The organism is Leifsonia sp. ZF2019 (assembly GCF_019924635.1).
In the GTDB taxonomy this organism is placed as follows: domain Bacteria; phylum Actinomycetota; class Actinomycetes; order Actinomycetales; family Microbacteriaceae; genus Leifsonia.
Map to the genome: position 1 here is coordinate 1,963,062 of NZ_CP065037.1, position 13,390 is coordinate 1,976,451.

The 13,390-nt window shown below is 71.1% G+C and carries 15 protein-coding genes; 5 read left to right on the plus strand and 10 right to left on the minus strand.

The annotated features are described in order from the left end of the window. Positions 1-57 precede the first annotated feature (57 nt). Positions 58-1,740: an energy-dependent translational throttle protein EttA gene (gene ettA / locus IT072_RS09700; RefSeq protein WP_223360746.1), complete on the plus strand. Its 1,683-nt coding sequence runs from the start codon at positions 58-60 to the stop codon at positions 1,738-1,740. 19 nt (positions 1,741-1,759) lie between these two features. Beyond that, a complete protein-coding gene (locus IT072_RS09705; RefSeq protein WP_223360747.1) occupies positions 1,760-2,236 on the plus strand; it encodes an acyl-CoA thioesterase in 477 nt (158 codons plus the stop codon). A gap of 36 nt (positions 2,237-2,272) precedes the next feature. Here the strand turns inward: IT072_RS09705 and IT072_RS09710 are convergent, their stop codons facing one another. Together IT072_RS09710 and IT072_RS09715 are read right to left on the minus strand one after the other, a co-directional pair. Next, the gene (locus IT072_RS09710) at positions 2,273-2,794 is read right to left on the minus strand and encodes a DUF2231 domain-containing protein (protein ID WP_223360748.1); all 522 of its coding nucleotides are present in this window, start codon (positions 2,792-2,794) and stop codon (positions 2,273-2,275) included. A gap of 22 nt (positions 2,795-2,816) precedes the next feature. Then, positions 2,817-3,266 carry a QcrA and Rieske domain-containing protein gene (locus tag IT072_RS09715; RefSeq protein ID WP_223360749.1) on the minus strand — a complete coding sequence of 150 codons (450 nt, stop codon included), beginning with the start codon at positions 3,264-3,266 and terminating at the stop codon, positions 2,817-2,819. Positions 3,267-3,407: 141 nt separating this feature from the next. On the opposite strand from IT072_RS09715, the gene IT072_RS09720 reads away from it, so the two are divergent. Beyond that, complete coding sequence (locus IT072_RS09720; protein ID WP_223360750.1) at positions 3,408-3,920, plus strand: sigma-70 family RNA polymerase sigma factor; 513 nt, start codon at positions 3,408-3,410, stop codon at positions 3,918-3,920. Beyond that, positions 3,917-4,615, plus strand: coding sequence for an anti-sigma factor family protein (locus IT072_RS09725; protein WP_223360751.1), 699 nt, complete (start codon positions 3,917-3,919; stop codon positions 4,613-4,615). Before IT072_RS09720 ends, IT072_RS09725 begins: the two co-directional genes overlap by 4 nt. Before the next feature lie 12 nt (positions 4,616-4,627). Here the strand turns inward: IT072_RS09725 and IT072_RS09730 are convergent, their stop codons facing one another. Then, on the minus strand, positions 4,628-5,503 hold the full coding sequence (locus tag IT072_RS09730; protein ID WP_223360752.1) for an acyl-CoA thioesterase: 876 nt from the start codon (positions 5,501-5,503) through the stop codon (positions 4,628-4,630). 39 nt (positions 5,504-5,542) lie between these two features. On the opposite strand from IT072_RS09730, the gene IT072_RS09735 reads away from it, so the two are divergent. After that, positions 5,543-6,229 carry a hypothetical protein gene (locus IT072_RS09735; protein ID WP_223360753.1) on the plus strand — a complete coding sequence of 229 codons (687 nt, stop codon included), beginning with the start codon at positions 5,543-5,545 and terminating at the stop codon, positions 6,227-6,229. Between the two features lie 25 nt (positions 6,230-6,254). Here IT072_RS09735 and IT072_RS09740 read toward each other — a convergent pair whose 3' ends face one another. From IT072_RS09740 to IT072_RS09770, 7 genes are read right to left on the minus strand one after another with little or no spacing between them, the layout of a single operon-like run. Further along, a complete protein-coding gene (locus IT072_RS09740; RefSeq protein WP_223360754.1) occupies positions 6,255-7,904 on the minus strand; it encodes an FAD-binding dehydrogenase in 1,650 nt (549 codons plus the stop codon). A 33-nt stretch (positions 7,905-7,937) separates the two neighbouring features. Continuing rightward, a complete protein-coding gene (locus tag IT072_RS09745; protein ID WP_223360755.1) occupies positions 7,938-8,345 on the minus strand; it encodes a globin in 408 nt (135 codons plus the stop codon). A gap of 1 nt (position 8,346) precedes the next feature. Beyond that, a complete protein-coding gene (locus tag IT072_RS09750) occupies positions 8,347-9,573 on the minus strand; it encodes a mechanosensitive ion channel domain-containing protein (protein WP_223360756.1) in 1,227 nt (408 codons plus the stop codon). Between the two features lie 43 nt (positions 9,574-9,616). Beyond that, the gene (locus IT072_RS09755) at positions 9,617-10,294 is read right to left on the minus strand and encodes a response regulator (protein ID WP_223360757.1); all 678 of its coding nucleotides are present in this window, start codon (positions 10,292-10,294) and stop codon (positions 9,617-9,619) included. Continuing rightward, on the minus strand, positions 10,291-11,589 hold the full coding sequence (locus IT072_RS09760) for a sensor histidine kinase (protein ID WP_223360758.1): 1,299 nt from the start codon (positions 11,587-11,589) through the stop codon (positions 10,291-10,293). Before IT072_RS09760 ends, IT072_RS09755 begins: the two co-directional genes overlap by 4 nt. Then, positions 11,586-12,443, minus strand: a complete 858-nt coding sequence (locus IT072_RS09765) for an ABC transporter permease subunit (protein WP_223360759.1) — start codon at positions 12,441-12,443, stop codon at positions 11,586-11,588. Before IT072_RS09765 ends, IT072_RS09760 begins: the two co-directional genes overlap by 4 nt. After that, positions 12,440-13,351: an ATP-binding cassette domain-containing protein gene (locus IT072_RS09770; RefSeq protein WP_223360760.1), complete on the minus strand. Its 912-nt coding sequence runs from the start codon at positions 13,349-13,351 to the stop codon at positions 12,440-12,442. The genes IT072_RS09765 and IT072_RS09770 overlap by 4 nt, the downstream gene beginning before the upstream one ends. Between the last annotated feature and the right edge of the window lie 39 nt (positions 13,352-13,390).

The window sequence follows — 13,390 nt, forward strand, 5'->3', positions numbered from 1 at the left end:
GACGGTCGGACGGACTCCGACGTGCGCCAGCGGACGACAGGGAGTTAGAGAAGAAACGTGGCCGAATACATTTACTCGATGGTGCGCGCCCGCAAGGCGGTCGGCGACAAGGTCATCCTGGACGACGTCACCATGGCGTTCCTCCCGGGCGCCAAGATCGGTGTGGTCGGCCCGAACGGCGCCGGTAAGTCCACGATCCTGAAGATCATGGCCGGGCTCGACACCCCCTCCAACGGCGAGGCGAAGCTGACCCCCGGCTACACCGTGGGCATCCTCATGCAGGAGCCGCTGCTCGACGAGAGCAAGACCGTGCTCGAGAACGTCCAGGAGGGCGTCGGCGAGATCAAGGGCAAGGTCGACCGGTTCAACGAGATCTCCGGTCTGCTGGCCGACCCGGACGCCGACTTCGACACGCTCCTGGCCGAGATGGGCACGCTGCAGGAGCAGATCGACGCCGCAGACGCGTGGGACCTCGACTCGCAGCTCGAGCAGGCGATGGACGCCCTGCGCTGCCCGCCGGGGGATTGGCCGGTCAACACCCTCTCAGGCGGTGAGAAGCGCCGCGTCGCGCTCTGCAAGCTCCTCCTCCAGAAGCCCGACCTCCTGCTCCTCGACGAGCCCACCAACCACCTCGACGCCGAGAGCGTGCTCTGGCTCGAGCAGCACCTGGCCAAGTACCACGGCGCCGTGCTCGCCGTGACCCACGACCGGTACTTCCTCGACCACGTGGCCGAGTGGATCGCCGAGGTCGACCGCGGCCACCTCTACCCGTACGAAGGCAACTACTCCACGTATCTGGAGAAGAAGCGCGAGCGTCTCGCGGTGCAGGGCAAGAAAGACGCCAAGCTCGCCAAGCGCCTCTCGGAGGAGCTGGACTGGGTGCGCAGCAATGCGAAGGGCCGGCAGGCCAAGTCGAAGGCGCGTCTGGCCCGCTACGAGGAGATGGCGGCGGAGGCGGAGCGGACCCGCAAGCTCGACTTCGAGGAGATCCAGATCCCGCCGGGCCCGCGCCTGGGCCAGATCGTGATCGACGCGAAGAACCTGGAGAAGGGCTTCGGCGACCGCAAGCTCATCGACGGCCTCACGTTCACGCTCCCGCGCAACGGCATCGTCGGCGTGATCGGCCCGAACGGCGTCGGCAAGACCACGCTGTTCAAGACCATCGTCGGGCTCGAGCCCCTGGACGGCGGCGACCTGAAGGTCGGCGAGACCGTGCAGATCTCGTACGTCGACCAGACCCGCGGCGGCATCGACCCGAACAAGAACGTCTGGGAGGTCGTGTCCGACGGCCTGGACTACATCCAGGTCGGCAAGACGGAGGTGCCGTCGCGCGCCTACGTCTCCACCTTCGGGTTCAAGGGGCCGGACCAGCAGAAGAAGTCGGGCGTGCTGTCGGGCGGTGAGCGCAACCGCCTCAACCTCGCGCTGACGCTCAAGCAGGGCGGCAACCTCCTCCTGCTCGACGAGCCGACCAACGACCTCGACGTGGAGACCCTGTCGAGCCTGGAGAACGCGCTGCTCGAGTTCCCCGGCTGCGCCGTGGTCATCACCCACGACCGGTGGTTCCTCGACCGCATCGCGACCCACATCCTCGCCTACGAGGGGACCGAGGAGGACCCGGCCAACTGGTACTGGTTCGAGGGCAACTTCGAGGCGTACGAGGAGAACAAGCTCGAACGTCTCGGCCCCGACGCCGCGAAGCCCAACCGCTCCGCGTACCGCAAGCTGACGCGCGACTAGTCGCGACCGGAGGAGACCCATGCGACTGCACGTGCCGATCAAGCTCCGCTGGAGCGACCTGGATGCGTACGGGCACGTCAACAACGCCGAGATGCTGCGCCTCCTCGAAGAGGCGCGCATCGAGGCGTTCTGGGTCACGGACGACGCCGAGGCGGCGGTCGGAGGGTCGACCGCCGTCCTCGACGGGCGACCCGGCGCCGACACGCTCACCCTGATCGCCCGTCAGGAGATCGAGTACCTCGCGCCCATCCCGTACCTGCGGCCGCCGGTCGACGTGCAGCTCTGGATCGGCCGCCTGGGCGGCGCGAGTCTCGAGGTCTGCTACGAGGTGTGGTCGCCGGAAGGCATGGAGCCGCGCACGCTGTTCTCGCGGGCGGCGACGACGATCGTGCTGGTGGACGCCGTGAGCCAGCGCCCGCGGCGCATCAGCGACACCGAGCGCGCGGCCTGGGAGCCCTACCTGGACGAGCCGGTGCAGTTCGCCAAGCGCGGCTGAGCATCCCACTCGTCTCGACGCCCGGTCGCCGCGGGCTCAGGGCGACGGTGTCGGTGTCGGCGCTGTCGGCAGCGGCGTCGGGGAGAACGAGTTCTCCCAGATCGCCCGCGAGCCGGCTTCGCCGATGAGAACGACGTCGACGACGGTGCCCGCGGCCAGCACCGCCGCGACGACCGCCAGCGCGACCACGACGACGATGCGCACCGTGCGCGACGGCCGCCGCTCACGGCCGGGCCGATCGACGAAGAAGAACCACGCCCACTGCAGCGCGCTGAACACGAACAGGGCGATCACCCACGGGTACAGCGTCTGACCGAGCGCGGCGTGCTCCCGGATCAGCGGGGTGGACGGCACCCGCGCCTCCAGCCACTCGCCCGCGTCCGTCACGATCGGCACGAGCACGACGTTGGCCAGTGCGAGCAGGGGCGTCACGATCCCGAGCCGGCGGCGTGCGGCGGGCCAGAGCGGCACCACCAGCGCGCACAGGGCCGTCAGCGGCACGAGCACGACCACGACGTGCACCAGCAGCACGTGGAGCGGGAGACCGTTGACCTCCATGAACGGCTCGCCTCCCGGCCCGCTAGTTCGTCACCGTGACCGTGTCGCCGCTCACGGTCGCCGTGAGCTTGGGGAGGGGGTCGCGCGCCGGCCCGTTGATCACGTCGCCCGTCGCGGCGTCGAACGTCGAACCGTGGCACGGGCAGTCGAACTCCTTGCCCTGCGGCGCGACGGTGCAGCCCTGGTGCGTGCAGACCGCGCTGAAGGCGACGACGGTGCCGGCGGTGGGTTGCGCGACCACGACGGGTGCCGAGCCGATCGACGCGGAGACCGCTCCGCCGACCGGGATGGACGAGAGCGCGACCGTGGTGGAGCCTCCCGACCCGCCCGAGCCGCCCGTTCCGCCCGTGCCTCCCGACCCGCCCGCCCCGGCGGAGGTGCAGGCGGCGAGCAGCAGGGTCCCGGCCCCGGCGGCGGTTGCCCCGCCGAGCTGGACGAGGGTGCGACGGGTGAGCGGGGTGGAGTCGGTCATGACAGGATCCTCTCGGTCGGCGTAGCGTCTTCCTCACCGTATGCACGGAGGAGCGCCTCGTTCGGTTCATCCTGCGCCGGATTCCGATGAACTTTCCGAGTGTCCGCATCGTGTATCACGTGACCAGGAGCGGAGGTGGGCATGCCCAACGACGACGCGCGTCTGCTGCGGGAACTGCACGAACAGCACTCGCAGGCCGTGTGGCGCTACGTCGTGCACCTCACCGGCGATCGCGCCCTCGCCGACGACGTCGTGCAGGAGACCCTGCTGCGCGCGTGGAGACGGCCGGCAGTGCTCGACCAATCGCAGCACTCGGCCCGCGCCTGGCTGTTCACGGTGGCGCGCAATCTGGTGATCGACACGAAGCGCAGCGCGCACGACCAGCACGAGATCGGCACGGACGTCCTGCCCGAGAGGGCGACGGCCTCCGATGAGGCCGATGCGGTGCTGGACGCGTGGCTCGTGTCCGACGCCCTGGCGGAGCTCTCCGCCGAGCACCGGTCGGTGATCGTCCACGCCTACTACGGCGGCAGATCGATCGCCGAGATCGCGCGCGAGCTGGAGGTGCCGGAGGGAACCGTCAAATCGCGCCTCCACTACGGTCTGCGAGCGCTCCGGCTCGCGTTGCAGGAGAGAGGGGTGACGGAGCGATGACGACGCACGACGAGTTCGCGACGTGGGACGCGTCCTACGTCCTGGGCGCGCTGTCGCCGGCGGACCGGAGGGCCTTCGAGGAGCACCTGCGGGCGTGCGACAGCTGTTCTGCCGCCGTGGCCGAGCTCGCCGGTGTTCCCGGACTCCTCGGACTGCTGCCGCGTGAGCAGGGGATGGCGGCGCTGTCCGCCGACGCGCCTGAGCCGGGCGGAGTCGGTGCAGAGGTGCTGCCGCTCCTGGTGAAGCGAGCCCGGCGCCAGCGGCTGCGCACGCGCTGGCTCACCGCCGGGGTGGCGGCCGCGGCCGCGGTCCTGCTGGTGGGGGTGCTCTCCGTCGTGCTGCCGTCCGTGATCGGCACCTCCGCTCCCGAGGCGAAGCCGATCGCGATGGAGCAGGTCGAGCCGAGCGCGCTGAGCGCCGACCTGCGCCTGACCTCCGAGCCGTGGGGGACCCGTATCGACTCGCGCTGCAGCTATGCGGACGTGGGTGGCGGCCACGGCACGCGCTCCTGGACGTACGCGATGGTCGTGACCGATCGGGAGGGACGGCAGACGCAGGTGTCCACCTGGACGGCCCAGGAGGGGACGACCGTCGTCCCGACCGCGACGACGAGTGTCGCCCTGGCCGACATCGCGGCCATCGACATCCGCGCCGCCGGCGACGGAACGGTGCTCCTGCGCAGCACCTTCGGCTGATCGGCCGCGCGTTCAGCCCCGGCCGTCGGGGACGCGCAGCATCGCCTCCTGCGCGACGCTCGCCACCAGGCGCCCGTCGCGGCTGAAGATGCGGCCGAGGGCGAGACCGCGGCCGCCGCTCGCGCTGGGGGACTCCTGCACGTAGAGCAGCCACTCGTCGACCCGTGCAGGGCGGTGCCACCACATCGCGTGGTCGAGGCTGGCGGCCTTGAGCCCGGGGGTCGCCCAGGCGACGCCGTGGCGGCGCATGATCGACTCCATGATCGTGTAGTCGCTCGCGTAGGCGAGCGCCGCCCGGTGCAACGACGGGTCGTCGGGGAGGTCGCCGATCGTGCGGAACCAGACCGCTTGGTGTGCGACGTGCTCGCCCTCGACGCTCAGATAGACCGGCGACGTCACGTGGCGCATGTCGAACGGGCGCTGGCTCGCCCAGTACTGCGCGACGGGATGCTGGACGTCCTCCAGGCTGTCCGCCGACGACGGGAGCGACTCGGGCTCCGGCAGCCCCTGGGGCATCGGCACCTGGTGCTCGAGCCCCTCGTCCTCGTCCTGGAACGACGCGATCATCGAGAGGATCGGGAGGCCGTTCTGATACGCCTGCGTGCGGCGCGTGGAGAACGAGCGGCCGTCGTGGATGCGGTCGACGGAGAAGGTGATGGGCAGGTTCACGTCTCCCGGCCGGAGGAAGTAGCCGTGCATCGAGTGGATGCTGCGGTCGTCGGCGACGGTGCGGGTGGCCGCGACGATCGACTGGGCGAGCACCTGGCCGCCGAAGACGCGGCCCAGCGGCATCCACTGCGACGGGCCCGTGAAGATGTCCTCGCTGGTGCGGGCGCCGGTGTCGGTGAGATCGAGTGCCGTCAGAAGGGATGCCAGGGGCTCGCTCACAGTGTCTCCGTCCGATGTCTCTAGTAGTTTAGAGGTCCGATGAACCAGTCGTTTTCCCTCGTTGACAGCCTCGCCGTCGCCGACCTCCAGACCTATCTGTCGAGGGCGGCCCGTGTGGAGGAGGGCTCCGTGCGCCTGATCGCAGGATCGGGCGTGCTGGCGGTCTACACCGCCATCCTGTATCCGCGGGGGCTGCTCGATCAGACGCCGACCGTGCTGGGACTCCGGACGTTCGCGACCGGGGACGACGTGGAGTTCGACGCCGTCGTCCCGATCCGCTCGCTGCTCGACCGGCTCGCGCGGGCGCGGGAGGCCGCCGGATCCGACGGCGAAGCGGTGGGGCCGATCGAGTTGCGGCTCCCGCTCGAGGTCTCGACCGTCACCTGGGCGGGAATCTCGCCGCCGCGCGGCGGCTGGCGGCCCGTCGGGGAGGCGAGCTACGAGCTCCTGGAGGCGACCGCGAAGGCGGGGATCGCCGAGGTGGCGGACGCTGTGCCGACCGGAACCGGGGAGCAGTTGGTGCAGCGGGTGCGCGCCGAGGTGTGGGGGCGCCCCATCGACGGCCTCGAGTACGTGCCGGCCGGGGCGGCGTTCGCGGCGGAGAGCCTGGGCTTCCTCGACGCTGCGGAGCCGGTGTCGGTGCTCGAGACCGGCACCTGGACGCGCCTGACGACCGAGCGCGGCCACACGCTGATCCGCCGGCAGGCCTGGTCGCTGCGGATGTGACCGGCGCGGCCCGCGGTCCGGTCGCTCAGACCGCCCGTGCCGCCGCCCGCCCGGCCGTCCGCCCCGAGAAGAGGCAGCCGCCGAGGAAGGTCCCCTCCAGCGCGCGGTAGCCGTGCACCCCGCCACCGCCGAAACCGCTGGCCTCGCCCGCCGCGTACAGGCCGGGCACCGGCTCTCCGTCGGCCCCCAGCACTCGTGCGTCGAGGTCCGTCTCGATCCCGCCCAGGCTCTTCCGGGTCAGAATGTGCAGCTTCACCGCGATCAGGGGGCCGGCCTTCGGATCCTGCAGCCGGTGCGGGCTCGCCACGCGGATGAGCTTGTCGCCGCGGTAGGCACGGGCGGATCGGATCGCCGCGAGCTGCAGATCCTTGCCGAAGTCGTTGTCCAGTTCACGGTCGCGCTCCTGCACGTGCCGCGTCACCAGCCCGGTGTCGAGCGGCACGTCGCTCAGCCGTCGCATCCCCACGAGCAGCTCGTCGAGGGTGTCGGCGACGACGAAGTCGGCACCCTTCTCTTTGAAGGCCTCGATCGGACCGGGTGCCCCTGGCCCGACACGCGAAGCGAGCAGGCGGAGGTCCTTGCCGGTCAGATCGGGGTTCTGCTCGCTGCCCGAGAGCGCGAACTCCTTCTCGATGATCTTCTGGGTGAGGACGAACCAGCTGTAGTCCGAGCCGATCCTGCGCAGGTGCTCCAGCGTCCCGAGCGTGTCGAAGCCGGGGAACAGGGGAGCGGGCAGCCGGTCGCCGCGCGCGTCGAGCCAGAGGGACGACGGACCGGGGAGGATGCGGATGCCGTGTCGCTGCCACACCGGGTCCCAGTTCTGGATGCCCTCGGTGTAGTGCCACATCCGGTCGCCGTTGATGAGGTGTGCACCGGCCGCCTCCGCGATGCCGAGCATGCGGCCGTCGACGTGCGCCGGCACGCCCGACAGCATCACCTCCGGGGGAGGGCCCAGGCGCTCCGGCCAGGCGGCCCGCACCAGGTCGTGATTGCCGCCGATGCCGCCACTGGCGACGATGACGGCGGGCGCGCGGAGTTCGAACTCCCCCGCCACGTCGCGGTTGCTCGCGGCACCCCGCGCGGCCGTGTCGGGCTCAAGGACCGCGCCGCGCACGCCGGTCACCCGCCCATCCTCGACGATGAGCTCATCGACGCGGTGCCGGTGCAGGAGCCGCGCTCGACCCGAGGCGACGCCCGCCTGCACGCGCTTCACGAACGGGTCGACGACGCCCGGCCCGGTTCCCCAGGTGATGTGGAACCGGGGGACGGAGTTGCCGTGTCCGCCGGCTGCGCCGCTGCCGCGCTCCGCCCACCCGACGATCGGGAAGAAGCGGACGCCCTTCTCGTGCAGCCAGGCGCGTTTCTCACCCGCGGCGAACTGCAGGTACGCCTCGGCCCAGCGCTTCGGCCAGTGGTCCTCGTCGCGGTCGAATCCGGCCGAGCCGAACCAGTCCTGCCGCGCGAGGGCCAGCGAGTCGTGCACGCCCATCCGCCGCTGCTCGGGCGAGTCGATCAGGAAGAGGCCGCCGAACGACCACCACGCCTGTCCGCCGAGGGAGGCCGGTGGCTCCTGGTCGACGATCGTCACCCGCTTCCCGGCGTCGAGCAGCTCACCGGCGGCGACGAGACCGGCCAGACCGGCTCCCACGACGAGGGCATCGGGTTCGTTCGTCAAGGCGTGTCTCCTTCGGCACGTCGGGATCGAGGGCTACTCCTCGAATGTGTTGACCATAGCGAACGCGGCCCGCTCCAGGTAGCTCCAGAGCGTCTCCTCCTGCAGCGGCGGGAGGTCCAGCTCGTCGACGGCCGTGCGCATGTGGGTGAGCCAGCGGTCGCGCGCGTCGGGGTTGACCCGGAACGGCAGGTGCCGCATACGCAGCCGCGGGTGGCCGCGCTCTTGGCTGTAGGTGCCGGGGCCGCCCCAGTACTGCTCGAGGAACAGGGTGAGCCGTTCCGCGGCCGGACCGAGGTCTTCCTCGGGGTACATCGGCTTCAGCACCGGGTCGTCGGCGACGCCGCGGTAGAAGGCGTCCACGAGGCGGCGGAAGGTCTCATGGCCGCCCACCTGCTCGTAGAAGGACGGACCGGAGGGCGGTCCGACGGGGATGCTCGTCATGTCACTCCGCGGGAGGCTCGGTGGGAGGCTGGGGGGAGGTGCTCGGTGCGGGCTTCTCGGGGGGTGTCGCTTTCGGGGCAGGCCCGGTCTTCGGCTTCGAGACGGGCTTCTCGGCCGGCGCGGCCTTCTCGGCGTGCGGCTGCGTCGGCGTGCGCGGTATCGTCGCCGCAGACGCGCCCGGCGTGATGCGGATCGCGTTCGGGTTCGCCGCTGCGCGCTTCGCGGCGGCCCGCGCTTTGCGGCCGGTGAGCGGCTTCTCCGGGAGGGTCTGCACGGGCCGGGTGCGCGGGGGCTTCGCTCCGCTCACACTGCCGGCGCTGTCGAACCCGCTCAGCACGACGGCCGAGAGCGACGGCAGCGTCACGCCCATCTCGTCGAGCGCGTGCTTGAGCTGCGCACGCAACTCGCGCGAGACGTCGTCCTTGGCGGTCGTGCGCGTCTTCAGCACGATGCGGATGACGATGGCGTCGGCCGAGATCGACTCCAGACCCCACAGCTCGGGTTTTTCGAGGATGCGCGAACGCCACTTGGGGTTCGTCGCGAGCGCCGTCGCGGTGGCGAGCATCTTCTCCTGCACGGCCTCGATGTCGGTGTCGTACGGCACGGCGAGGTCGATGATGACCCGCGACCAGCCCTGCGACATGTTGCCGACGCGCACGATCTCGCCGTTGCGGACGAACCAGAGCGTGCCGTTCACGTCCCGCACCTGCGTGATCCGGATGCCGACCGCCTCCACGACTCCCGTCGCCGAGCCCAGGTCGACGACGTCGCCGACGCCGAGCTGGTCCTCCATGACCATGAAGAGGCCGTTCAGCACGTCTTTGACGATGTTCTGCGCGCCGAAACCGAGGCCGGCGCCGATCGCGGCGGTGAGGAGGGCGAACGAGCCCAGCACCTCGGACGCGAACACGTTGAGTACCAGGATGATCGCGATCACGCCGACGGTGACGTTGACGATGTTGCTGAGCACGGAGCCGAGGGTGCGGGTGCGCTGCACGACACGGACCGCCGCCAAGGGGGACGCGACGAGCGCCTGCGTGTCGGTGACGTTCTGGCCCTTCTTCACCCCGCTGACGATCTGCTTGACGACGCGGCGGATGAGCACTCGCAGCAACCAGCTCAGGACGAAGGCGCCCGCGATGATCAGGGCGGCCGTGAGCACTTTCCACCCGGCCGCGACGGCCCAGCCGCCCAGGTCGACCCAGAAGTCGGTCTTCATGATTCCCATACGTGTCAGAGCCTACCGAGCCTCGCCTTGGCGCGGCCTGGGTTCAGCGCTCGACGAGGCCGTTGTCGTAGGCGAAGATCACCGCGTGCACCCGGTCGCGCAGGTGCAGTTTGGCGAGCACGCGCCCCACATGGGTCTTAACGGTCGACTCGGTGAGGAAGAACTTCGCGCCGATCTCGCCGTTGGTGAGGCCGTCCGCCATCGCGAGCAGGATCTCCCGCTCGCGCGGGGTCAGGGCCGCCGTCACGTCGACTCCCGCCGCCGTGTCCGTCGCCGACGCCGGGAGGCGGTCGGCGAACAGCTCGAGCATCGACCGCGTCACCCGGCCGGTGACGGCGGCATCTCCGGCCGCGACCGCGCGGATCGCCGCGATCAGCTCGGCGGGGCGGGCATCCTTCAGCAGGAACCCGCTCGCGCCCGCTCGGAGCCCGCCGAACGCGTACTCGTCGAGGTCGAACGTGGTGAGGATGATGATGCGCGCGTCGGGGTTGGCGGCGACGATGCGCCTGGTCGCCTCGATCCCGTCCATCGCCGGCATGCGCACGTCCATCAGGATCACGTCGGGGCGCGTCTCGACCGCGAGCCGCACGGCCTCGGCGCCGTCGGCGGCCTCTCCGACGACCCGGAAGTCGTCCTCCGCGTCGAGCACCATGCGGAAGCCCAGGCGCACGAGCGACTGGTCGTCGACGAGCAGGATGCGGAGGGGGAGCGGGTCGGTCACGGTTTCTCCTCGAGGTCGGTTGCGGTGGCGGGGGCGTCGGTGGTGGCGGCCGGCCGGATGGCGTCGAACTCGGCGTGCAGTCGCCAGCCCGCGGGGTTCTTGGGGCCGGCGTCGAGCGTGCCGCCGTACAGCGCGACGCGCTCGCGCAGCCCGATCAGGCCGCGACCGGAGCCCTCGACGGCGTCGGTGTGCACGGCGGCGTCGTCCTCGACGGTGATCGCGATGCGCTCCGGGCGGAAGCGGATGGTCACCTCGACGGTGTCGGCCAGCGGACCGTACCGGAGGGCGTTGGTGAGGCCCTCCTGCACCACCCGGTAGACGGTGAGCTGTTGGCCGATGTCGGCGGGCGGCTCGCCGGTGATGGTGATGCGCACGGACATGCCGGCGGCGCGGAACCGCTCCACGAGCTCGCCGAGGTCGCCGACGCCCGGCTGGGGCTGGTGGGCGGCGCCCTCGAGTTCGTCGGAGCGCAGGACGCCCAGCAGGCGGCGCATGTCTCCGAGCGCGGTCCGCCCCGTCTCCGCGACCATCCGCATGGTCTCCGCGGAGCGGTCCGGTGCGGTCTGAGCGAGGCGGGCCGATCCCTCCGAGAGAGTGATCATGACCGTGAGGCTGTGCGACACGATGTCGTGCATCTCGCGCGCGATGCGGCTGCGCTCGGCGGACGCCGCGATGACCGCTTGCTGGTCGCGTTCCCGAGCCAGCTGGCGGGCACGGTCGATGAGGGCCGTCAGGTAGCGGCGGCGGCCGCCGATGTTGTTGCCGATCAGCACGGCGACCAGCGAGAACGCGAGGACCGTGAACCCGGTGCTCGTCGGGTCCTCCGGCTGGGCCGCGTAGACACCCGTGCGGCGGAGCAGCTGGGTGATTCCGAGCGAGCCGAGCGACGCGCCCGCGGTGATCGCGAAGCCGATCCAGGCGGAGGACGTGGAGCGGTAGACCGCGAGGGCATAGAGGGCGAACAGCGCGGGGACGAAGTCCACGAGGTGGCCGAGCAGGGTGCTGACGACGAGCACCGCCATGGCGACCGCGAAGACCACCCGTGGGTGCTGCCGCCTGACGTAGAGCGAGCCGCCGGCGGCGATCACGAGGGCGACCTCGATCGCTCCGGCGACGGACGGCGTCATGATCAGGGTGACGACGGTCAGCAGGATGGACGGGACGAAGTAGACGGTGACGACCGCCGTGTCGACGAGGAGCGGATGATCCGCCAGGAAGCGGCGGATGACCCCGGGCGGTCTGGGGAGTTCCAGAGCGCCCGGGGCCGGATCCGCCGCGGGGAGGGACGGGGTCATGCGTCCCGTCGCTGGAGCAGGAGGGCGCCCACGACGAACGAGACCACGGCCCAGGCGATCGCCGTGAGGATGTTCGCCCACGGCTCGAGCGTCCCGTTGGTCACCCCGGCGAGTCCGGTTCCCGCGCTGCTCAGGAGGTAGTGCCCGGCATCCTGCACCCACTGGGTCTTGGTCAGGCTCGAGACGAGGTTGGCGATGATCGGCAGCACCAGCAGCACGCCGAGGGCCGCAGCGATGCCGCCGGCGGTCGACTTGAGGATGGCGCCCACGCCCAGGGCGAAGACCGCGACCAGCCCGAGGTAGGCGCCGGCGCCGACGATCGCCCAGAGCGTGTCGGAGGCGAGCAGGTCGCCGGGGTAGCCCTTGCCGTTCAGGATGGGCAGCGCGACCGCCCAGGAGGCCGCCGAGGAGACCAGCCCGACGACGAAGGAGACGCCGAACAGGACCAGGGCCTTCGCCAGGAAGACCGGGAAGCGGCGCGGCACGGCGGCGAACGACGAACGGATCATCCCGGTGGAGAACTCCCCGCTGATGACCAGCACGCCGAGGACGGCGATCACGAGGGCGGCGAACGTCAGTCCGGCCGTCGAGGCGCTGGTGGCGAACTGCGCCGCCTGGGCCTCGATCCCGGCACGCTGGGACTGCGGCACCTCGCCGAACAGGACCGACTTCTCCGGGATCGCCGTCGCGACGAGGGCGGCGATGCCGATGACGAGCACGATGACGCTCGCGAGCGTCCAGAACGTGGAACGCAGGGTGCGCAGCTTGATCCACTCGGAGCGGACGACGCGCGGGAAGCTGAGCCGGCCGAGCGTCGAGTGCTCGTGCGGGCGGGCGGGGGCTGTCGTGGTCACTTCTCGACCTCCGTGCGGTATTCGACCTCGTCGTGGGTGAGCTCGAGGTAGGCCTCCTCGAGCGAAGCGCTCAGCGGCGTGAGCTCGTGGAGCACCACGCCGGAGCGGGCGGCGGCCTCGCCGACCTGGGCGGCCGTGAGTCCGGTGACTTCGATGAGCTGGTTCTCCACGCCGGTCACGGTGACGTCGGCGGAGGAGATCGCGCGGGCGAGCTCGTCGACCTGCGGCGTGCGCACCCGCACGGCGTTGCGGGTGGCGCCGGCGAGGATCTGGTCGACGGGGGCGTCGGCCAGGATGCGCCCGCGGCCGAGCACGATGATGTGGTCGGCGGTCTGGGCCATCTCGCTCATCAGGTGCGAGGAGAGGAAGACGGTCCGGCCCTGTGCGGCCAGGTGACGGGCGAACTGCCGCACCCAGAGCACGCCCTCCGGGTCGAGGCCGTTGACCGGCTCGTCCAGGATGAGGGTGGCGGGGTCGCCGAGCATGGCGGCGGCGATGCCGAGCCGCTGGCCCATGCCGAGCGAGAACCCGCCGACGCGCTTGCCCGCGACGGAGTCGAGCCCGGTGAGCCCGATGACCTCGTGGACGCGGCGCTTCGGGATGCCGTGGGTGGCCGCCATCGCGAGCAGGTGTCCGTAGGCGGTGCGGCCGGTGTGCACGGCCTTGGCGTCGAGCAGGGCGCCGACCTCGGTGAGCGGCGAACTCAGCTCGGCGTAGCGTTTGCCGTTGACGGTCGCACCTCCCGAGGTCGGGCGGTCGAGGCCCATGATCATGCGCATGGTCGTCGACTTGCCCGCGCCGTTCGGCCCGAGGAAGCCGGTGACCTTGCCGGGCTGGACGGTGGCGGTGATGCCGTCGACGGCCGTCTTGGGGCCGAACCTCTTCGTGAGGCGGTCGAGTTGAATCATGGTTCCAACGTAGAGGGAGGGGCCCTCGTCCGCCATCGG

Bases quoted from the DNA above. Each gene is read 5' to 3' on its own strand.
- IT072_RS09705 (WP_223360747.1), top strand. From the start codon at position 1,760: ATGCGACTGCACGTGCCGATCAAGCTCCGCTGGAGCGACCTGGATGCG.
- IT072_RS09710 (WP_223360748.1), bottom strand. From the start codon at position 2,794: ATGGAGGTCAACGGTCTCCCGCTCCACGTGCTGCTGGTGCACGTCGTG.
- IT072_RS09715 (WP_223360749.1), bottom strand. From the start codon at position 3,266: ATGACCGACTCCACCCCGCTCACCCGTCGCACCCTCGTCCAGCTCGGC.
- IT072_RS09720 (WP_223360750.1), top strand. From the start codon at position 3,408: ATGCCCAACGACGACGCGCGTCTGCTGCGGGAACTGCACGAACAGCAC.
- IT072_RS09725 (WP_223360751.1), top strand. From the start codon at position 3,917: ATGACGACGCACGACGAGTTCGCGACGTGGGACGCGTCCTACGTCCTG.
- IT072_RS09735 (WP_223360753.1), top strand. From the start codon at position 5,543: ATGAACCAGTCGTTTTCCCTCGTTGACAGCCTCGCCGTCGCCGACCTC.
- IT072_RS09745 (WP_223360755.1), bottom strand. From the start codon at position 8,345: ATGACGAGCATCCCCGTCGGACCGCCCTCCGGTCCGTCCTTCTACGAG.
- IT072_RS09750 (WP_223360756.1), bottom strand. From the start codon at position 9,573: ATGGGAATCATGAAGACCGACTTCTGGGTCGACCTGGGCGGCTGGGCC.
- IT072_RS09760 (WP_223360758.1), bottom strand. From the start codon at position 11,589: ATGACCCCGTCCCTCCCCGCGGCGGATCCGGCCCCGGGCGCTCTGGAA.
- IT072_RS09770 (WP_223360760.1), bottom strand. From the start codon at position 13,351: ATGATTCAACTCGACCGCCTCACGAAGAGGTTCGGCCCCAAGACGGCC.